The sequence below is a fragment of the Mycobacterium sp. genome (genome assembly GCF_052145595.1).
Taxonomy (GTDB): domain Bacteria; phylum Actinomycetota; class Actinomycetes; order Mycobacteriales; family Mycobacteriaceae; genus Mycobacterium.
Genome location: NZ_JBKQOI010000100.1, coordinates 1 through 17453, shown reverse-complemented (window position 1 = coordinate 17453; position 17453 = coordinate 1). Strand labels below are relative to the sequence as shown.

Annotated in this window: 24 protein-coding genes; 8 read left to right on the top strand and 16 right to left on the bottom strand. The window is 66.1% G+C overall.

The features are described from left to right. The first annotated feature begins 4 nt into the window (after window positions 1-4). The 4 genes from ACLP4W_RS08870 to ACLP4W_RS08855 all read left to right on the top strand — a co-directional run bounded on the left by ACLP4W_RS08870 (window position 5) and on the right by ACLP4W_RS08855 (window position 3542). Window positions 5-937 (top strand): TIGR01777 family oxidoreductase, encoded by a 933-nt coding sequence (locus ACLP4W_RS08870; protein ID WP_442385773.1) that lies wholly within the window; start codon window positions 5-7, stop codon window positions 935-937. Window positions 938-1106: 169 nt separating this feature from the next. Then, the gene (gene lipB, locus ACLP4W_RS08865) at window positions 1107-1814 is read left to right on the top strand and encodes a lipoyl(octanoyl) transferase LipB (RefSeq protein WP_442385772.1); all 708 of its coding nucleotides are present in this window, start codon (window positions 1107-1109) and stop codon (window positions 1812-1814) included. Further along, the gene (lipA, locus tag ACLP4W_RS08860) at window positions 1811-2758 is read left to right on the top strand and encodes a lipoyl synthase (RefSeq protein ID WP_442385771.1); all 948 of its coding nucleotides are present in this window, start codon (window positions 1811-1813) and stop codon (window positions 2756-2758) included. The genes lipB and lipA overlap by 4 nt, the downstream gene beginning before the upstream one ends. 31 nt (window positions 2759-2789) lie before the next feature. Further along, window positions 2790-3542: a DUF4191 domain-containing protein gene (locus ACLP4W_RS08855; protein WP_442385770.1), complete on the top strand. Its 753-nt coding sequence runs from the start codon at window positions 2790-2792 to the stop codon at window positions 3540-3542. A gap of 15 nt (window positions 3543-3557) precedes the next feature. On the opposite strand, the gene ACLP4W_RS08850 is transcribed toward ACLP4W_RS08855, so the two are convergent. Continuing rightward, window positions 3558-3980 carry an RDD family protein gene (locus tag ACLP4W_RS08850; RefSeq protein ID WP_442385769.1) on the bottom strand — a complete coding sequence of 141 codons (423 nt, stop codon included), beginning with the start codon at window positions 3978-3980 and terminating at the stop codon, window positions 3558-3560. Window positions 3981-4209: 229 nt separating this feature from the next. Here ACLP4W_RS08850 and glnA (ACLP4W_RS08845) point away from each other — a divergent pair, with 229 nt between their 5' ends. Beyond that, complete coding sequence (gene glnA / locus ACLP4W_RS08845; RefSeq protein WP_442385768.1) at window positions 4210-5646, top strand: type I glutamate--ammonia ligase; 1437 nt, start codon at window positions 4210-4212, stop codon at window positions 5644-5646. 29 nt (window positions 5647-5675) lie between these two features. Here the strand turns inward: glnA (ACLP4W_RS08845) and ACLP4W_RS08840 are convergent, their stop codons facing one another. Next, window positions 5676-5837 carry a hypothetical protein gene (locus ACLP4W_RS08840; protein ID WP_442385767.1) on the bottom strand — a complete coding sequence of 54 codons (162 nt, stop codon included), beginning with the start codon at window positions 5835-5837 and terminating at the stop codon, window positions 5676-5678. 54 nt (window positions 5838-5891) lie between these two features. Continuing rightward, window positions 5892-6227 carry a hypothetical protein gene (locus tag ACLP4W_RS08835; protein ID WP_442385766.1) on the bottom strand — a complete coding sequence of 112 codons (336 nt, stop codon included), beginning with the start codon at window positions 6225-6227 and terminating at the stop codon, window positions 5892-5894. A 2-nt stretch (window positions 6228-6229) separates the two neighbouring features. Between ACLP4W_RS08835 and ACLP4W_RS08830 the strand changes: the two genes are divergently transcribed. Then, window positions 6230-6385, top strand: coding sequence for a hypothetical protein (locus ACLP4W_RS08830; RefSeq protein ID WP_442385765.1), 156 nt, complete (start codon window positions 6230-6232; stop codon window positions 6383-6385). 104 nt (window positions 6386-6489) lie between these two features. On the opposite strand, the gene ACLP4W_RS08825 is transcribed toward ACLP4W_RS08830, so the two are convergent. The 5 genes from ACLP4W_RS08825 to glnA (ACLP4W_RS08805) all read right to left on the bottom strand — a co-directional run bounded on the left by ACLP4W_RS08825 (window position 6490) and on the right by glnA (ACLP4W_RS08805) (window position 13638). Continuing rightward, window positions 6490-6933 carry a nitroreductase/quinone reductase family protein gene (locus ACLP4W_RS08825; RefSeq protein WP_442385764.1) on the bottom strand — a complete coding sequence of 148 codons (444 nt, stop codon included), beginning with the start codon at window positions 6931-6933 and terminating at the stop codon, window positions 6490-6492. Between the two features lie 814 nt (window positions 6934-7747). Beyond that, window positions 7748-8608: a TIGR03619 family F420-dependent LLM class oxidoreductase gene (locus tag ACLP4W_RS08820; RefSeq protein ID WP_442385763.1), complete on the bottom strand. Its 861-nt coding sequence runs from the start codon at window positions 8606-8608 to the stop codon at window positions 7748-7750. After that, window positions 8605-9249, bottom strand: a complete 645-nt coding sequence (locus ACLP4W_RS08815) for a PaaI family thioesterase (protein ID WP_442385762.1) — start codon at window positions 9247-9249, stop codon at window positions 8605-8607. Before ACLP4W_RS08815 ends, ACLP4W_RS08820 begins: the two co-directional genes overlap by 4 nt. Next, window positions 9246-12230, bottom strand: coding sequence for a bifunctional [glutamine synthetase] adenylyltransferase/[glutamine synthetase]-adenylyl-L-tyrosine phosphorylase (locus tag ACLP4W_RS08810; RefSeq protein ID WP_442385761.1), 2985 nt, complete (start codon window positions 12228-12230; stop codon window positions 9246-9248). The genes ACLP4W_RS08815 and ACLP4W_RS08810 overlap by 4 nt, the downstream gene beginning before the upstream one ends. Before the next feature lie 64 nt (window positions 12231-12294). Next, on the bottom strand, window positions 12295-13638 hold the full coding sequence (gene glnA, locus ACLP4W_RS08805; RefSeq protein WP_442385760.1) for a type I glutamate--ammonia ligase: 1344 nt from the start codon (window positions 13636-13638) through the stop codon (window positions 12295-12297). Between the two features lie 189 nt (window positions 13639-13827). Here glnA (ACLP4W_RS08805) and ACLP4W_RS08800 point away from each other — a divergent pair, with 189 nt between their 5' ends. Both ACLP4W_RS08800 and ACLP4W_RS08795 read left to right on the top strand, forming a co-directional pair. After that, window positions 13828-14220 (top strand): DUF6941 family protein, encoded by a 393-nt coding sequence (locus ACLP4W_RS08800; protein ID WP_442385759.1) that lies wholly within the window; start codon window positions 13828-13830, stop codon window positions 14218-14220. A gap of 259 nt (window positions 14221-14479) precedes the next feature. Then, window positions 14480-14782 carry a DUF2283 domain-containing protein gene (locus ACLP4W_RS08795; RefSeq protein ID WP_442385758.1) on the top strand — a complete coding sequence of 101 codons (303 nt, stop codon included), beginning with the start codon at window positions 14480-14482 and terminating at the stop codon, window positions 14780-14782. A gap of 65 nt (window positions 14783-14847) precedes the next feature. Here ACLP4W_RS08795 and ACLP4W_RS08790 read toward each other — a convergent pair whose 3' ends face one another. The 8 genes from ACLP4W_RS08790 to ACLP4W_RS08755 all read right to left on the bottom strand — a co-directional run. Beyond that, on the bottom strand, window positions 14848-15108 hold the full coding sequence (locus ACLP4W_RS08790; protein ID WP_442385757.1) for an NUMOD4 domain-containing protein: 261 nt from the start codon (window positions 15106-15108) through the stop codon (window positions 14848-14850). 8 nt (window positions 15109-15116) lie between these two features. Further along, window positions 15117-15326, bottom strand: coding sequence for a hypothetical protein (locus ACLP4W_RS08785; protein ID WP_442385756.1), 210 nt, complete (start codon window positions 15324-15326; stop codon window positions 15117-15119). Next, entirely contained in the window at window positions 15326-15697 is a 372-nt protein-coding gene (locus ACLP4W_RS08780) for a hypothetical protein (protein ID WP_442385755.1), read from the bottom strand. The genes ACLP4W_RS08785 and ACLP4W_RS08780 overlap by 1 nt, the downstream gene beginning before the upstream one ends. Before the next feature lie 517 nt (window positions 15698-16214). Continuing rightward, entirely contained in the window at window positions 16215-16415 is a 201-nt protein-coding gene (locus ACLP4W_RS08775) for a hypothetical protein (protein WP_442385754.1), read from the bottom strand. A gap of 9 nt (window positions 16416-16424) precedes the next feature. Next, a complete protein-coding gene (locus ACLP4W_RS08770) occupies window positions 16425-16655 on the bottom strand; it encodes a hypothetical protein (RefSeq protein WP_442385753.1) in 231 nt (76 codons plus the stop codon). 10 nt (window positions 16656-16665) lie between these two features. After that, a complete protein-coding gene (locus tag ACLP4W_RS08765; RefSeq protein WP_442385752.1) occupies window positions 16666-16920 on the bottom strand; it encodes a hypothetical protein in 255 nt (84 codons plus the stop codon). Then, window positions 16917-17210, bottom strand: a complete 294-nt coding sequence (locus tag ACLP4W_RS08760) for a hypothetical protein (protein WP_442385751.1) — start codon at window positions 17208-17210, stop codon at window positions 16917-16919. Before ACLP4W_RS08760 ends, ACLP4W_RS08765 begins: the two co-directional genes overlap by 4 nt. Before the next feature lie 13 nt (window positions 17211-17223). Further along, window positions 17224-17453, bottom strand: a 230-nt coding sequence (locus ACLP4W_RS08755) for a hypothetical protein (protein WP_442385750.1), incomplete at its 5' end; no start/stop codon positions are given.

Sequence of the window (17453 nt, the reverse complement as noted above, 5' to 3'; positions counted from 1 at the left end):
CAAAGTGGCTCGACCTGGTCGTGAGGCCCAAAAGGCCATAGTCGCGATAGCGGGTTCGTCCGGCCTGATCGGCTCGGCCTTGGCCGCGGCACTGCGCGCGGCAGACCACCCGGTGTTGCGCATCGTGCGCCGCACACCGGCGAATTCCGAGGAATTGCACTGGAATCCCGCGAGCGGCGAGTTTGATGCCGACGGGCTGGCCGAAGTCGACGTCGTCGTCAACCTGTGCGGCGTGAACATCGGCCAACGTCGATGGTCGGGCGCCTTCAAGCAGAGCCTGCGCGACAGCCGCATCGCTCCCACCGAAGTGCTGGCCAACGCCGTCGCCGACGCCGGTGTGGAGACCCTGATCAACGCCAGCGCGGTGGGCTTCTACGGGAACACCAAAGACCGCGTGGTCGACGAAAACGACCGGGCGGGAAGCGGTTTCCTGGCGCAGCTGTGCGAAGACTGGGAAGCCGCCACGCTGCCGGCCCAATACGGCGGCGCCCGCGTTGTGCTGGCCCGCACCGGCCTGGTGCTGGCCCGGTCGGGTGGTGTGCTGCGCCGGATGCGGCCGCTGTTCTCGTCGGGCCTCGGCGCCCGGCTGGGCAGCGGCCGTCAGTACATGTCGTGGATCAGCCTCGAGGACGAGGTGCGGGCCTTGCTGTTCGTTGTCTCACACCCGACGCTGTCGGGCCCGGTGAACATGACCGGGCCCGCTCCCGTCACCAACGCCGCGTTCACCACCGCATTCGGGCGCGCGATCAACCGCCCGACCCCGATGATTCTGCCCGGTTTCGCCGTGCGGGCCGCGCTCGGAGAGTTCGCCGACGAGGGGCTGCTCATCGGTCAGCGCGCCATCCCGTCGGCACTCGAGCGCGCCGGTTTCCAGTTCCACCACAACACCATTGGCGAGGCGCTCGGCTACGTCACCGCCCGGCGCGAACGCGACTAGACCCGTTTGCCAGCGACCGCGGCGTCGCGGGGCGGCGATGGTCCGGCGAGCATAACGCCGGCGGGACGGGCGAAGCCCGGCGTCACGCTGGTGTGACGCCGGCAACTCCCCGCGTGAGGCCGGCGGCTCCCCGCGCCACCGCACGCTGCGGGCGAGTACCGTCACGAACGTGGTCGATTCCATCCGGTCCAGCGCGGCCGCGATCGACGTCCGGCAGTTGGGGACCGTCGAATACCGCACCGCCTGGCAGCTGCAGCGCGACCTGGCCGACGCCCGGGTCGCCGGCGGTCCCGACACGCTGCTGCTGCTGGAGCACCCGCCGGTCTACACCGCCGGGCGGCGCACGGAGCCGCACGAACGACCGGTAGGCGACAACCCCGTTGCAGATGTCATAGACACTGACCGCGGCGGCAAGATCACCTGGCATGGACCGGGGCAGTTGGTCGGATACCCGATCATCGGGCTGGTTGAACCGCTCGATGTCGTCAACTACGTTCGACGCCTAGAGGAAGCGCTGATCAAGGTGTGCGGCGATCTGGGCCTGAACACGATCCGGGTCGACGGCCGCTCCGGGGTGTGGGTACCGGCCAGCGCCGGCCGGCTCGCGCGCAAGGTTGCCGCCGTCGGTGTACGGGTGTCGCGTGCTACGACGCTGCACGGGTTTTCACTGAACTGCGACTGCGATCTGGATGCGTTCACAGCCATCGTGCCGTGCGGCATCAGCGACGCAGGCGTGACGTCGTTGTCCGCCGAACTGCGACGCCCCGTCACCGTCGACGAAGTCCGGACGGCGGTCGCGGCGGCCGTTTGCGAAGCCTTGGACGGTGTCCTGCCGGTCCGTGAACATCCCGTCACGCAGGTAGCATCGGCTATGTGACTGTCGCACCCGAAAATCGCCGCTTGCTGCGGCTGGAGGTGCGCAACGCGCAGACCCCGATCGAGCGCAAGCCGCCGTGGATCAAGGTCAGGTCCCGGATGGGACCGGAGTACACCCAGCTGAAGAGCCTGGTCCGGCGCGAGGGCCTGCACACGGTCTGCGAAGAGGCCGGCTGCCCGAACATCTTCGAATGCTGGGAGGACCGGGAAGCAACCTTCCTGATCGGTGGTGACCAGTGCACCCGCCGCTGCGACTTCTGCCAGATCGATACCGGAAAGCCCGCAGCGCTGGACCGCGACGAGCCCCGGCGCGTCGCCGAGAGCGTGCGAACGATGGGGCTGCGCTACGCCACGGTCACCGGCGTCGCCCGCGATGACCTGGCCGACGGCGGGGCGTGGCTGTACGCCACGACGGTGCGCGCCATCAAAGAGCTCAATCCTTCGACGGGCGTCGAACTGCTGATCCCCGACTTCAACGGCGAGCCCTCGCGGCTTGCCGAGGTCTTCGAGTCGCGCCCGGAAGTGTTGGCGCACAATGTCGAAACGGTGCCCCGCATCTTCAGACGGATCCGGCCCGCCTTCACCTACCAGCGCAGCCTGGGCGTGATCACCGCGGCGCGCGACGTCGGCCTGGTCACCAAGAGCAACCTCATCCTCGGGTTGGGCGAAACCCCCGACGAGGTGCGCGCCGCCCTGGCCGACCTGCGCGATGCCGGCTGCGACATCGTCACCATCACCCAATACCTGCGTCCGTCGACGCGCCACCACCCGGTCGAGCGCTGGGTCAGGCCCGAGGAGTTCGTCGAGTTCGCGCAGCATGCCGAGGGGCTGGGCTTCTCGGGAGTGCTGGCCGGGCCGCTGGTGCGATCGTCCTATCGGGCGGGACGGCTCTACGAGCAAGCGGCCCGCTCCCGCGCGTCGGATTCAGGCGCCTCGGCACCATAGTTAACTTCCCGCGTACGTATCCTTGGTGACTATGGCTAAACCCCGCACTGCCGCTGAGAACAAGGCCGCCCGGGCGCAGGCATCGGTCGCCCGCAAGGCCGCCGCGCGGGAGCGCCGCGCCCAGTTGTGGCAGGCGTTCAACATGCAGCGCAAGGAGGACAAGCGCCTGCTGCCGTACATGATCGGCGCCTTCGTGCTGATCGTGGGCATCTCGGTGGCGGTCGGGGTGTGGGCCGGCGGGTTCACCATGATCACCTTGATCCCGCTCGGCATGCTGCTGGGCGGTCTGGTCACGTTCATCATCTTCAGCCGCCGGGCCCAGCGATCGATTTTCCGCAAGGCCGAAGGTCAAACCGGCGCCGCGGCGTGGGTGCTGGACAACTTGCGCGGCAAGTGGCGGGTGACCCCCGGTGTCGCCGCGACCGGCCACTTCGACGCGGTGCACCGGGTGCTCGGCCGGCCCGGCGTCATCCTGGTCGGCGAAGGTTCGGCGGCCCGGGTCAAACCGTTGCTGGCCCAGGAGAAGAAGCGGACCGCTCGGCTGGTCGGCGACGTGCCGATCTACGACATCATGGTCGGCACCGGCGATGACGAGGTTCCCCTGGGCAAGTTGGAGCGCCATCTCACACGCCTTCCGGCCAACGTCACCGTCAAACAATTGGACAGTCTGGAGTCGCGGTTGGCGGCGCTGGGATCGCGCACCGGTGCCAGCATCATGCCGAAAGGACCGCTACCCAACGCCGGCAAGATGCGCGGTGTGCAGCGCACCGTGCGCCGCAGGTAGCCCGCGCACTCGGATTCAGCGGCGCACCACCGCGGTTCCGGTCACCCGATCCTGTAAGCCGCGGCCGTCGTAGTCGCTGAACAGCGCCGGGATGACCGTCCCGACCAACAGGCCGCGCACCGCCACCCGGCCAATCCCGACCGGCACCCGTCCGTCCACCGCGACCACCTGCAAGCCCAGCGCCAACTGCCCGGGCGTGAAGCTGAATAACCGCACTGCCACCAGGCCGAGCAGGAACCAGATGACCAACACCGCGGTCGCCAACGTCCGCTCGGAGAAAACGCCGAACGCCATGGCCAGCGCCGCCAGGCCGTAGGAGATCAGCCAGTCGATCATCAGCGCGGCCAGCCGACGTCCCATCGGCGCCAGCGATCCCGGTCCCCTTTCCGGCAAGCCGAGCCCCGCACCGGGGTATGCGGATCGTGATTCCGGCATCATCGCTCCGGGCCGCTGCCCGAGCGCCCCGCACGTGGGGGTGAGACGGTGCGCCCGCGCACCGGACCAGATACGATCTTGCGGTCCATGGCCCCACAATAGGACCCCCCGGGCAAACCGGCCTCTGCTGTGGCGGCATGGTCACGTAACCTCTGCGCAACATCGGGTTGACTGGCGGGCAACATCTGCTCCATAGCGTCAGGCCGCGGATCACCAAGTAAAGGAGCATTCTGTGACGGAAACGACGCCCGACGACGTCTTCAAACTCGTCAAAGACGAAAACGTTGAATTTGTCGACGTCCGGTTCTGTGATTTGCCAGGCATCATGCAGCACTTCACAATTCCGGTTTCGTTCTTCGACAAGAGCGTGTTCGAGGACGGCCTGGCCTTCGACGGTTCGTCGATTCGCGGGTTCCAATCCATCCATGAGTCCGACATGCTGCTGCTTCCCGACCCGGCGACCGCGCGCATCGACCTGTTCAATGAAGCCAAGACGCTGAACCTCAACTTCTTCGTCCACGACCCGTTCACCCTCGAGCCCTACTCCCGCGACCCGCGCAACATCGCTCGCAAAGCCGAGAACTATTTGGTCAGCACCGGTGTCGCCGACACCGCCTACTTCGGCGCCGAGGCCGAGTTCTACATCTTCGACTCGATCAGCTTCGATTCGCGCACCAACGGCTCGTTCTACGAGATCGACTCGATCTCGGGGTGGTGGAACACCGGCTCGCCGACCGAACTGGACGGCAGCCCCAACCGCGGCTACAAGGTCCGTCCCAAGGGCGGGTACTTTCCCGTCGCCCCCGTCGACCATTACGTCGACCTGCGCAACCAGATGCTGTCCAACCTGATCAAGTCCGGCTTCAGCCTGGAAAAGGGTCACCACGAGGTGGGCACCGGCGGCCAGGCCGAGATCAATTACAAGTACAACACCCTGCTGCACGCGGCCGACGACATGCTGCTGTACAAGTACATCGTCAAGAACACCGCGTGGCAGGCGGGCAAGACCGTCACGTTCATGCCCAAGCCGCTGTTCGGCGACAACGGCTCCGGTATGCACTGCCACCAGTCGTTGTGGAAAGACGGCAACCCGCTGATGTACGACGAGACGGGCTATGCGGGTCTGTCGGACACCGCCCGCCACTACATTGGCGGACTGCTGCACCACGCGCCGTCGCTGCTGGCCTTCACCAACCCCACCGTGAACTCCTACAAGCGGTTGGTTCCCGGCTTCGAGGCCCCGATCAACCTGGTCTACAGCCAGCGCAACCGGTCCGCCTGCGTGCGCATCCCGATCACCGGCAGCAACCCGAAGGCCAAGCGGCTCGAGTTCCGCTGCCCCGACTCGTCGGGCAACCCGTATCTGGCGTTCTCGGCCATGCTGATGGCGGGCCTGGACGGCATCAAGAACAAGATCGAGCCGCAGGCGCCGGTCGACAAGGACCTCTACGAGCTGCCGCCGGAGGAGGCCGCGAACATCCCGCAGGCGCCCACCCAGCTGTCCGCGGTGATCGACCGTCTGGAAGAAGACCACGAATACCTCACCGAGGGAGGCGTTTTCACGCCTGACCTGATCGAGACGTGGATCAGCTTCAAGCGCGACAACGAGATCCTGCCGGTCCAGATCCGGCCGCACCCGTACGAGTTCGCGCTGTACTACGACGTGTAAACCAGCTAACGCCTTGACCAGGGCAGACGCTACGCATGGGTGGTCCTGGTCCGCAGCTGGTCCGCAGGAGATTCGACAGAGTCCATCCGCTTGGCGATCACAGCACCGATCGCCGAGCGGGTGGACTCGTCGGCATCAGGCCACAGATGCCCGTAAGTGTCGAGCGTGGTGCGTGCACTGGCGTGCCGCATCCGCGCCTGCACTGTCTTGATGTCGGCGCCGGATGCGATGAGCAGCGACGCCAGCTAGTGCCGAAGGTCGTGGAACGTAAAGCCCTCAGGTAGTCCGTCGATTTTCTCTCTGGCGTCGCGGATCGCCCGCTCAATGATCCACGGCCCGCACCGCTCGATGCCCGGCCCATTGGTGACCATCATCTCGGACGGGTACGTCTGCACCGACGCCGACAGCAGCAGCGCCAGGTCTCGCGGGATCGGGATCGGCTGATCGCTGCCGTCGGTCTTGAGCGGTTTGTCGGGCCACTGCTGTTTCGGGTGCACTACTCCCCGGATGAAATCCACGTCGGACACCCGCAGCCCAGCGGCTTCGGCGACACGCAGGCCCGGCCGGGATCGCCACCGCATGGATGGACGGCCACGGCTGGGGCGGCGGTGACCACGGCTGGGGCGGCGGTGACCGCGGCGGCTGGGGCGGTGACCGCGGCGGCTGGGGCGGTGACCACCGCGGCCGGGGCGGTGACCGCGGCTGGGGCGGCTGGCAATGGTGGCCGCCGCGCTGGTGATGGGCTATCCAATCGATGGGCCGCTGCAACCACGGTCTTAAGCACCGTGATGGCTGCAACAATCGGCCCGCCACCCCGAACGATGACGGGCCAATAAGCCAACGCTAGGCACTGGGCTCACAGATGACGATGGGGATTTCCCGGTCGGTGTTGCGCTGATAGCCGCCGTAGCCCTTGTACGCGGCCACCACCGCCGGCCACAGTGTCGCCCTCTCATCAGGACTGGCCGTACGTGCCCGCATCGCCACGGTGCGATCGTCAAGGGTGAGCAGGACATCGGGGTTGGCTACAAGGTTCTTGTACCAGTCGGGGTGATCCTGGGAGCCGCCCTTGCACGCGACCAGGACGATTCGCTGCTCATCGTGCACAGGTGTAGTCAGCATTGTCGAGTACGCCTTGCCCGATTTGCGGCCGGTGGTGTGCAACTCGACTGTTTTCATGCCCAAGATCTTCCGGGGGAAGCGGCCCCCGGTGAGCTTGAGCAGACTGCGATGGCCGTTCTCGAGTAACCAACTGCCAGCGCCAAGAACGGGATCGGGTGTACGCATTCGTGTTCCTTTCCGTCGATCCCTCGATCGTTTCGGCACGCGCTCAGTCGGGAGCCGCGCACCGGGCACCGCGGTGCAACAAGCAGTTTATGGCTCAAGCACATGAGACCCGCCCGCCACCGCGGAGGATGACGGGCCGACGTCGGCGCATGGGCGAGCATCACCCGGCGGGCACGACGCCCGTCTACGCCCCAGTCCGCAGCCAGTCCGCAGCAGAATTTGCGACGCCTTCCGGCAACCGTTACACCCAACGCTGTGACCTGCGGTTCCCCCGCGCAGCCAACGCAGCTAACGGATACAAACGCGCAGAACGAAGTTCGCGCTCTACTACGACGTTTAGGCATACGGGGCCCTACACCCGCCGTTTCGCCCGCCGGAACATCGCCGACGACACCACCCGTGCCGTGATCGCACCCGATTGCGGCGCGGGTGGTTTCGTCGGTGTCGCGGCGGAGTGCTCTACGGAGTTGCGGCTAGTCGCGGCGTATTTCAGACTCGAGGAATCAGCATCCCCGGGCAGACCGGAAACACAGAATGGCCGAACCGATCGCGAGGCGAAGCATAATCAATGCGTGAAGTCCATCCGCCGCGTGATTCGTCCAGCGATAGTCACCGGAACGTTGGCGGCTTTGATTGCTACAGCTGATACACCCACAGTGGTGCCGCTGGGGTGCGGGATTACCTGGACGCGGACGGGGGGCGTATTCATCTACATACCCGACTGCTCACATCAGTCGTCGCCTGCACAACCCTCGCCCAACGGCCCGCCGTCCGGTAATAACACGGGGCCGCAACAGGAACCGCCCGCAGCCAACTAGACGTCGAGCCCCAGGTCCTTGCGGAAACGCCGCATGCCGTCGATCTTGTCGGCCAACGTGGCGTCCGGCCCGGCGTAGAACATCCACGGCATGGTGATGATGCCGGTGATCCCGGCGTCCGCGGCGCGCTGATAATCGGCGGTGGTGAAGGCGTCGGTGAGCGGCGTCAGGATGGTGAAATCGTCTACCGACAAGCCGTTTTCGATCCGCAGCTCCCGCAGCCGGTCGACCGCCTCGATGGCGCGATCGGTCTTGATCAGGTCGCCGATCCAGCCGTCGTTGCGGGCAGCACGGCGCAGCGCGGCGTCGCTGAGCCCGCCGACATAAACGGGTATCGGCGGCGGGGTTGGTTGCATCTCCAGCCGCGGCGTCGAGTAGAACTCGCCGTCGAACTCCGTCCAGCCCGGTTTCCACAGCGCGCGCATCAGGTCGATGATCTCGTCGGTACGTTTGCCGCGGGCGTCGAATCGCTCACCCATCAAGGCGAATTCCTCCCGGCACCAGCCGACGCCGATGCCGAGCTCCACTCGGCCCGACGCTAAAACAGCCGCGGTACCAATGGCTTTCGCCGCCGAGTAGGGGTTGCGCATCGCGGGGATGTAGACGGTGGTGACGAACCGTAGCCGGGTGGTGACCTGGGCCAGCGCGCCGACGAGAACCCAGGGGTCGGGCCAGTCGGTGAAAGGCTGCCAACGCCGCTGCCCGTCTTTGGTGTATGGATACGGAGTTTCCAGGGTCTCCAGGTTGACGACGTGATCGGGGATCCCGATACCGTCGTAACCGAGCTCGTCGGCGGCCCTGGCGATCTCGATGATCTCCCGGGTATTCAAGAAGGCGCTGCTGATGTAGAACTTCATCGGCCGTCCCGTGCCCAGGCCGGCTCGATGAAGACGCCTTCGGCCTCGACGGTGATCCCAGCGGCATCCGAAATATAGCCGCGGGCAAAGACTTTGGCGCCTTCCGCACGGTCAATCCACGCCTCGGAACGAAGCGGGCCCAGCGGGGTGCCGCGCAGGTACTTCATGGTGATGGTTCCCGTGAAACGCGCCTTGGACAGCCCCTCGCTGGCCGCCTCACCGAGCATGTGGTCGAGTATCAGGGCGCTCACACCGCCGTGCACCAGTTTGGGTGGGCCCTCGTATGCCGATCCGAGGACGAACTCGCTCCAGCAGCGCCCGTCGCCGTCGTGGTGGACGACGATCGGCGGGGCGATCGGGTTGCACACGCCGACCGCGGCGTTGCCCAACGGCAGCGGCCGGTCGTTGACGCGGTAGCTCACCCCGACCGGCCGGGTCCGTTGCCGCAACGACTGGGTGACGGCCTCGATCGCGGATCGCGCGTCAGCGACGACATCGTCGTCGGCCTCGGTCCGGATGGTGGCATCGATGAGTTCCCGGACGGCGTCGGCCAGCGGGGCGTAAAGTGCCGTCATTCGATCAGCCTCCGCCGCGCTGAGCACCTCGAATATGGCGTCCAACGCGCCGACCTCCCGACTCAACTCCCGAACACCTTGCGCACCACCGCTTTTGCCCGCCTCGTCACCCGCAGATAGTTGTCCAGGAACTCGCTGCCGTCGTCGGCGGGCCAGCCCGCGGCGACCGCGACCGCATTCAGCTGGCGCCCGGGTCCCGGCAATTGGTCGGTGGGCTTGCCGCGGACCAGCACCAGCGCGTTGCGGGCCCGGGTGGCGGTCAGCCAGGCCTGCCGCAGCAGTTCCACGTCCTCCGCGGGCACCAGGTCGGCCGCGGCGATCGCGTCCAAGGATTCCAGCGTCGAGGTGTTGTGCAGGGCCGGGAGGCGGTGAGCGTGCCGCAGTTGCATGAGTTGCACGGTCCATTCGATGTCGGCCAGTCCCCCGCGACCCAGCTTGGTGTGGGTGTTGGGGTCGGCGCCGCGCGGCAAGCGCTCGGACTCGACGCGGGCCTTGATGCGGCGGATCTCCCGCACCGCCTCGGCCGACACCCCGTCGGGCGGATAGCGCGTCTGGTCGGCCATCAGCAGGAACCGCTGGCCCAGCTCCGCGTCGCCGGCGACCGCGTGTGCGCGCAGCAAAGCCTGAATCTCCCACGGCTGCGCCCACTGCTCGTAGTAGGCGGCGTAGGCACCCAGGGTGCGGACCAGCGGACCGCTGCGGCCCTCGGGCCGCAGGTTGGCGTCGACCTCCAGCGGCGGGTCGACGCTGGGCGTACCCAGCAGTGCCCGAACTTGCTCGGCGACCGACGTCGACCACCGCATCGCCACCGATTCCTCGACACCACTGGCCGGCTCGCAGACGAACATCACGTCGGCGTCCGACCCGTAGCCCAGCTCGGCGCCGCCCAGCCTGCCCATGCCGATGACCGCGATCGCCGCCGGCGCCTTGCCATCGTCGGGAAGGTTGGCCCGGATCATCGCGTCCAAGGCGGCTTGCAACACGGCCACCCACACCGACGTGAGCGCCTTGCACACGTCGGTGACCTCGAGAAAGCCGAGCAGGTCGGCGGAACCGATGCGGGCCAGCTCACGACGGCGCAGCGAGCGCGCGGCGGCGATGGCCCGCACCGGGTCGGGGTGGCGGGCAGCCGAGGTGATCAGCCCCCGGGCCACCGTGTCGGGCTCGGTCTCGAGCAGTTTCGGGCCCGCGTGACCGTCGCCGTAACTCTGAATGACCCTGGGCGCGCGCATCAACAGGTCCGGCACATAGGCGGAGGTCCCCAGCACGCGCACGAGCCGCTTGGCCACCGCGGGCTTGTCGCGCAGCGTGGCCAGGTACCAGCTTTCTGCGGCCAGCGCCTCGCTGAGTCGCCGGTAGGCCAACAGACCGCCGTCGGGGTCGGGGGCGTACGACATCCAGTTCAGCAGCCTGGGCAGCAGCACCGATTGCACCCGGCCGCGCCGGCCGCTCTGGTTGACCAGCGCCGACATGTGCTTCAGCGCGGTCTGCGGGCCTTCGTAGCCGAGCGCGGCGAGCTGCCGCTCCGCAGCCTCCGAGGTCATGCCGTGGGCGATTTCGAGCCCGGCGGGCCCGATCGACTCGAGCAGTGGTTGATAAAAGAGTTTGGCGTGCAGCTGGGATACCCGCAGGTTCTGGTGCTTGATCTGCTCACGCAGCACCCCGGCCGCGTCGCGCGTGCCGTCCGGGCGGATGTGGGCGGCGCGGGCCAGCCAGCGCACCGCCTCCTCGTCGTCGACCTCGGGCAGCAGATGCGTGCGCTTGAGCCGCTGCAGCTGCAGCCGGTGTTCGAGCAGCCGCAGGAACTCATAAGAGGCGGTGAGGTTGGCCGCATCCTCGCGCCCGACGTAGCCGCCTTTGCCCAACGCGGCGAGCGCATCCACCGTTGAAGCCACGTGCAGCGACTCGTCGCTGCGCCCGTGCACCAACTGCAACAGCTGCACGGCGAACTCCACGTCCCGCAATCCGCCGGTGCCGAGCTTGATCTCGCGGGCTCGGACGTCGGCGGGCAAGAGCTGCTCCACCCGGCGCCGCATGGCCTGCACCTCCCCCACGAAATCCTCACGCTCGCAGGCGACCCAGACCATCGGCATCAGGGCAGCCAGGTAGCGCTCGCCGAGTCCCGCGTCGCCCACCGCCGCCCGGGCTTTCAGCAACGCCTGGAATTCCCACGTTTTCGCCCAGCGCTGGTAGTAGGCGATGTGTGACTCGAGCGTGCGGACCAGCTCACCGCTGCGGCCCTCAGGGCGCAGCCCCGCGTCCACCTGGAAGAACGCCTCCGAGGCCACCCTCATCATCTCGCCGGCCACGCGGGTGCTGAGGGTGTCGGCGCGCTCGGCGACGAAGATGACGTCGACGTCGCTGACGTAGTTCAGTTCCCGGGCACCGCATTTGCCCATCGCGATGACCGCCAGCCGCGGTGGTGTCCGGTTACCGCATACGGTTATCTCGGCCACCCGCAGCGCGGCCGCCAGCGCGGCGTCCGCGAGGTCGGATAGGTGGGCCGCCACCAGCGTGAAGGGCAGTACCGGCTCGTCCTCGACCGTCGGGGCCACATCGAGTGCGGCCAGCACCAGCAGTCGGTCGCGATACAGGGTGCGCAAACGCGATACCGCCGTACCCGGCGCCTCGTCCTTGCAATCGTCTAAGCACTCGCTGAACGCCTCGCGCAGCTCGTCGGCCGACGGGAGTTTGACCTTGCCCCGCAACAGCTTCCAGGACTGAGGATGGACGGCCAGGTGGTCCGCCAGGGCCAGCGACGAGCCGAGCACGGCGAACAGCCGTCCGCGCAGGCCGCGTTCGGTGAGCAGGGCGGCGTTGAGCTCATCCCATCCGGTGTCCGGGTTCTCCGACAGCCGAATCAGAGCGCGCAGCGCGGCGTCGGGGTCCGGTGCGCGCGACAACGCCCACAGCAGGTCGACGTGCGCCTGGTCGTCCTGGTCGTACCAACCGAGTTGTGCCACGCGCGCGCCCGCGGGGGGGTCGATCAACCCGAGCCGGCCGACGCTGGGCAGCCTGGGGCGCTGGGTCGCGGGTTTGGTCACCAAACGACGGTAGCGCACCGAGCCGATCTGTTAATCCGACCGGCCGACCCTAAGCCGGGCGGGTGACCTACAGCGACAGGTAAGTCCTCAGTTCGTACGGCGTCACGTGACTGCGGTAGTTCGCCCACTCCGTGCGCTTGTTGCGCAGGAAAAAGTCAAAGACGTGCTCTCCCAAGGCTTCCGCGACCAGCTCGGAGGCCTCCATGGCTTTGAGCGCGCTGTCGAGACTCGACGGCAGCTCGCGGTATCCCATCGTGCGGCGTTCCTCGGGTGTGAGGTCCCAGACGTTGTCCTCGGCCTGCGGCCCCAGCACATAACCCTTCTCCACCCCTCGCAAGCCGGCGGCCAGCAGCACGGCGAACGCCAGGTAGGGGTTGCACGCCGAATCGGGGCTGCGTACTTCGACGCGCCGCGACGACGTCTTGTGCGGGGTGTACATCGGCACCCGCACCAGGGCGGACCGGTTGGCCGCCCCCCACGAGGCGGCGGTGGGCGCCTCGCCGCCATGCACCAGCCGCTTGTAGGAGTTGACCCACTGATTTGTGACCGCGCTGATCTCAGAGGCGTGCTCGAGGATCCCGGCGATGAACGACTTGCCCACGTCCGAGAGCTGCAGCGGATCGTCGTCGCTGTGGAAGGCGTTGACGTCGCCCTCGAACAGGCTCATGTGGGTGTGCATCGCCGAGCCGGGGTGCTGCCCGAACGGCTTGGGCATGAACGACGCCCGCGCGCCATCCCCCATCGCGACCTCTTTGATGACGTAACGGAACGTCATCACGTTGTCGGCCATCGACAGCGCGTCGGCGAAACGCAGGTCGATCTCCTGCTGGCCGGGTCCGCCTTCGTGGTGACTGAACTCAACCGAGATGCCCATGAATTCCAGGGCCTCGATCGCGTGCCGGCGAAAGTTCGACGCGGAGTCGTGCACCGCCTGGTCGAAATAGCCGGCGGTGTCGACGGGAACGGGTGGTGCCGATCCATCCTCAGGACCCGGCTTCAATAGGAAGAATTCGATTTCGGGATGCACATAGCAGGAAAACCCGAGATCGTTGGCCTTCTGCAGCTGACGCCGTAACACGTGCCGCGGATCCGCCCACGACGGCGAGCCATCCGGCATGGTGATGTCGCAGAACATCCGCGCCGAGTGGTGGTGGCCGGAGGCGGTGGCCCAGGGCAGCACCTGGAACGTCGACGGATCCGGGTTGGCCACGGTGTCGGATTCCGAGACCCGCGCAAAGCCCTCGATCGAGGAGCCGTCGAAGCCGATGCCTTCCTCGAAAGCGCCCTCGAGTTCGGCCGGGGCGATGGCGACCGACTTGAGGAAACCGAGGACGTCAGTGAACCAGAGCCGCACGAAGCGGATGTCCCGTTCCTCCAGCGTGCGGAGGACGAATTCCTTCTGTCGATCCATAACCCGCAGAGTAGGCAACTGCTGTTAAATCGATGTTACGGCAACGGTTTAGCCTGTGCACAAAAGTAAATACCTGCAGGTCAGTAAAGTGCTGTGCGCTGGTTATCCTACACTAGGCAAACGCCGGCCGTTCACGGCCTGGGGCCAACCCTTGATTGCAGTGGGTCACCGCCGGTTATTGTGCGGGTCATGGCTGAACTGGACTACGCGTTCATCGCCGAGTTCGCAAAAGTCGAGAACGGAAAGTTGACGGCGGTCGGCGCGAGCTACATCGATGTCCGCCCCCCCGTACTGCCTGCACCGCACACCCTCTCGGTAGCCGGCCGCATTCGGGCGCCGGAAGACACCAAAGCCGTTGGCTTGACAATTCGCGTTAATCCACCCGGCAACGCGATGAACATGGTTGTGGACTGGCAGATGGAGCCAGGACCGGAGACTGTTCCGTACGACGGAAAGATCGGCGTTCTGTTTGCGGTGTCAGCCGCGATCTTGCTGACCACCGAGGGCCTGTGCGAGGTATTCATCGACGTCGACAAGGTTCGGCAACGCAGGCTGGCTTTCCGGGTCGTCGCTCCGCAGTAATGCCTCGCTCCACAGAGATCAACCTGATCCTCATCGGCCATCCAGAAAAGCGGATGGCCCGACGTGGCATAACGCTGGACGACATCGAGCGCGCCCTACGCACTTGTTTCAACCACTTTCCGGGCGACCGTGGGTCGACATGTCATGTGGGTTACGGGCTAGATTCAACAAGAGGGGAGCTTAAGGTGTGGACGATGCCGCCCCTTTCCCACGAAGGCGATATCGTAGTCAAGTCGGTAGCATGGAGGAGAGAGCACTCATGATCACACTCAGCATCGACACCAACGTAGACGCGGCGTACATCGAACTGACCGACGAGCCGATTGTTAAGACCATCGAGGTAACCCCGAACGTCCAGGTGGACATCGACGCAACCGGCACCGTGGTTGGGGTGGAATTACTCAGCCTCACCGCTGAACTTCCCATCGACGCCTTGGATAGGTTTGTTTTCCCGCCGTCGACCGATGCCCAGGGGCTTTCACGCGTCTGGCCGTCAATCTCCTACGCCAGCGAAGGACAGCAGGGGCAGGCGTACGTTCCACCCGTGCTTCAACCGGCGTAAGGCGCCGCCCGGTTTCGGCAGGCTTTTGATGACCTGACGCCAGGATGTGTGAGCGGCGAAATCGCCTAGACCGCCAGCCGTTCGCTGAACGCTTCGGCCGCCAGCTTGTGCACGTAGACGCGGCGGCGCCGCCCCCCACTCGACAGCGTCACCTGAGCGAACCGCGTCCCGGCCCGCGGCACCGGCACCAAAATGCGCTCCCTGACGCGTCGTGTGTGGCCGGCCCGGCACAGCGCCCGTCGCGCCACACTTCGCACCCGCAACCGATCCGAGATCTCGTAGGCGTCTTCGTGCCCGGCGACCGGCGCCCACCGCTCCTCGGCCACATGAACCCCTAAAGTGCCGTCTTATCGAATGGGCAGTCCCCATCCACCGTGTAGCCGGGCGCATCAAACTCCGACACACCGTGCCCCGCCAACCACTCCGCCCGCGCCGCATGAAACGCCGCGAACGCCGCCTCCCACTCGGCCGCGGTGACATACCGGCGGCCATGAAACGTCAGCAACTCCGCCGGCGGAGCCTCGCTATCAGGGCGCCGACGCATCACGCACCACCCGCCAACCCGTACACACCCCGCACACCAACCCGGCGCTGCGGGCGCCGGCCAGCCGCCTCATCACCCTCAGCACCCGCCGGCAACCGCAACGCCGCCGTCAACCGCGCCAACGCAATCTTCGACTGCCTGGCCTCAATCACCGCCGGATGCGGCCGTGGATCCCAGGACCCCTCAGTCATCGTGCCTTCACGCGCCACAATCGCGGCCAGTTCATCCAGCAGGTCAACGGTCCTGACCATCTCCCGCAGCAACGCGAGTTCATGCTGCTCAAGCTCATACCGGGACAAAACCTCATCCCACAGCTTGCGGCCATTGACCTTCGTGCCCTTCGGCGGTGCAGGTATCTGCTGCTTGGCCATGATCGGCCCCTTTCCTTCGTAATCGGCGTGAATCCTGTTGAATAGCTTGAGTTTTCAATGCGCGAAATGTGTTGCGGCGCAATGGATTTGTTTCGGCCGCTGTGTAAAAATATAGCCCGACCGGGCGGTCGCGCCCGGTGGCTACTATTAAAAATAGAGTTTTTGAGATGAAACCGCAGGTCAGAGCGTTATTGGAGGGTGGATATAGTAGACGGAGCAAACACATTTTGATCTTGATTTGACCTGCTGTTATGCTTATACCCCCCAGGGGTATGGCCTGCAACCTAATTCTTGTTCCGCGGATAGTTAAGTTATTTGGGGTATTCGCGGTTTTCACGAAACCGTGTCTAATAGTGGCTGCGACCATGACCCTCCGTTGCGCGGCGACATGTCTGTTGTCGGGTGTACCGGGGGCCCTCCGGGGCGGCGACGGGGCTCTCGCTCAAAGGCCCTGTCCGAGCCGCCCCGGGGGGGGGTTTACCCGCCCGGCTGCCGGCGGCCGGGTAGCTTCCGTGTGTTATTCGGGGCCTTGGGTTGGTGCGTCGTTGGGTTGGGCCATGAAGCCGCCGATGGAGGCCGGGAACGCGCCACCCTTGAGGTCGTACGGCTCGGCTTCCGGGTGCGACTGCACGTGGTTGTCGGTGGTTGGGGGCGCCTCCCACTGTTCGCGGCGCGGCTGGAAGTTGCTGGCGGCGTCGCCGATGTTGATTCGTTCCATGATGGTCTCCTAGTTGTCGAAGGTGGTTTCGCGGGCGTTGTCGGCGTGGGCGGTCATGTCGGCGAGCCCGTCGAAGCCGGCGTGGGCAGCCGGTGGGGCTTGTGTGAATCCACCGGTCGGCGCGGTGAATGGCCGTTGATCAGCAACCGCTGAATGAGGGGTGGGATGTTGGTAATCGTTTCCGGCGGTGGGGATTTCGGGGCCTTCGCCGGTGTAGTACGAATCTTTCTGGATGGCCATGGTGTTCCTCCTAATGTTGCCATTCTTGTTTTGCTCGTTCGAGTTGGGCGAGCAGCTGGGCGGGGTTGCGGCGTAGGTTGGCGGCGATCGCGCGGCGGCGTAGTTCGGCGCCGGGGCCCAGGCCGTTGCAGTCGACGTCCAGCTTTCGTAGTGTTGTGTCGCTCATGGCGGCGTATTCGAGCTGATCGAGGCTGGACGAATCGGCCACCGCGGTGGCCAGTTGCCGGGCGTTGGACATGCACGCGTATTCGGTTGGGCGCCTCATGCTGTCATCCCGGCGGCGGGGTTTTCGAATCGTCGGCTGCGGTTCAAAATTCGACCGTCAACATTTAAACCGGCTTCGCGGGTGCATTCGAGGATGGTCATGTCCGCGAGTTCTTCGATGGTCAGGCATGAGTTGCAGACGGTGCCGGTGATGAAGCCGTCGCGAAACTGGCCCATGGCGTTCATCCGGTCGAGGTCGGACAGGCGCCGTTGGCATCTTTCGCAGACTCTGGGGATTTTGATTTGCGCGGGTCGTTTTTTCACGGGGTGTCCTTTGGTGGTGGCGGTCATTCATTCCCTCCTTTTATGGGATGGCTTCAACGGACGGTTTGGCGTCGACCCAGCCTGTGGAGACCACGTGGTGGCCGGGCATCACATCTTGCAGACGGCCCGAGTGCGGATCCCAGTAGGCGACGGCGCCGCTTCGGCTGGCGACCGCGACGGGTGCGACGGGCAGCTGGTATGGGGTGACACGGGAGGGGTCGTTCGCGGCTCTGAGTTGAACACCGAGCGCGACTAGGGGGCCCCAGCGTC

Coding starts and splice junctions, on each gene's coding strand:
- ACLP4W_RS08850 (WP_442385769.1), bottom strand. CDS start 3,980: ATGATGCCGGAATCACGATCCGCATACCCCGGTGCGGGGCTCGGCTTG.
- ACLP4W_RS08840 (WP_442385767.1), bottom strand. CDS start 5,837: ATGCGGCACGCCAGTGCACGCACCACGCTCGACACTTACGGGCATCTG.
- glnA (WP_442385760.1), bottom strand. CDS start 13,638: ATGGATCGACAGAAGGAATTCGTCCTCCGCACGCTGGAGGAACGGGAC.
- ACLP4W_RS08795 (WP_442385758.1), top strand. CDS start 14,480: ATGATCACACTCAGCATCGACACCAACGTAGACGCGGCGTACATCGAA.
- ACLP4W_RS08765 (WP_442385752.1), bottom strand. CDS start 16,920: ATGAGGCGCCCAACCGAATACGCGTGCATGTCCAACGCCCGGCAACTG.
- ACLP4W_RS08775 (WP_442385754.1), bottom strand. CDS start 16,415: ATGGAACGAATCAACATCGGCGACGCCGCCAGCAACTTCCAGCCGCGC.
- ACLP4W_RS08855 (WP_442385770.1), top strand. CDS start 2,790: ATGGCTAAACCCCGCACTGCCGCTGAGAACAAGGCCGCCCGGGCGCAG.
- ACLP4W_RS08820 (WP_442385763.1), bottom strand. CDS start 8,608: ATGAAGTTCTACATCAGCAGCGCCTTCTTGAATACCCGGGAGATCATC.
- ACLP4W_RS08835 (WP_442385766.1), bottom strand. CDS start 6,227: ATGCGGTGGCGATCCCGGCCGGGCCTGCGTGTCGCCGAAGCCGCTGGG.
- ACLP4W_RS08825 (WP_442385764.1), bottom strand. CDS start 6,933: ATGCGTACACCCGATCCCGTTCTTGGCGCTGGCAGTTGGTTACTCGAG.
- ACLP4W_RS08785 (WP_442385756.1), bottom strand. CDS start 15,326: ATGCGTCGGCGCCCTGATAGCGAGGCTCCGCCGGCGGAGTTGCTGACG.
- ACLP4W_RS08760 (WP_442385751.1), bottom strand. CDS start 17,210: ATGACCGCCACCACCAAAGGACACCCCGTGAAAAAACGACCCGCGCAA.
- ACLP4W_RS08770 (WP_442385753.1), bottom strand. CDS start 16,655: ATGGCCATCCAGAAAGATTCGTACTACACCGGCGAAGGCCCCGAAATC.
- ACLP4W_RS08800 (WP_442385759.1), top strand. CDS start 13,828: ATGGCTGAACTGGACTACGCGTTCATCGCCGAGTTCGCAAAAGTCGAG.
- ACLP4W_RS08830 (WP_442385765.1), top strand. CDS start 6,230: ATGGACGGCCACGGCTGGGGCGGCGGTGACCACGGCTGGGGCGGCGGT.
- ACLP4W_RS08780 (WP_442385755.1), bottom strand. CDS start 15,697: ATGGCCAAGCAGCAGATACCTGCACCGCCGAAGGGCACGAAGGTCAAT.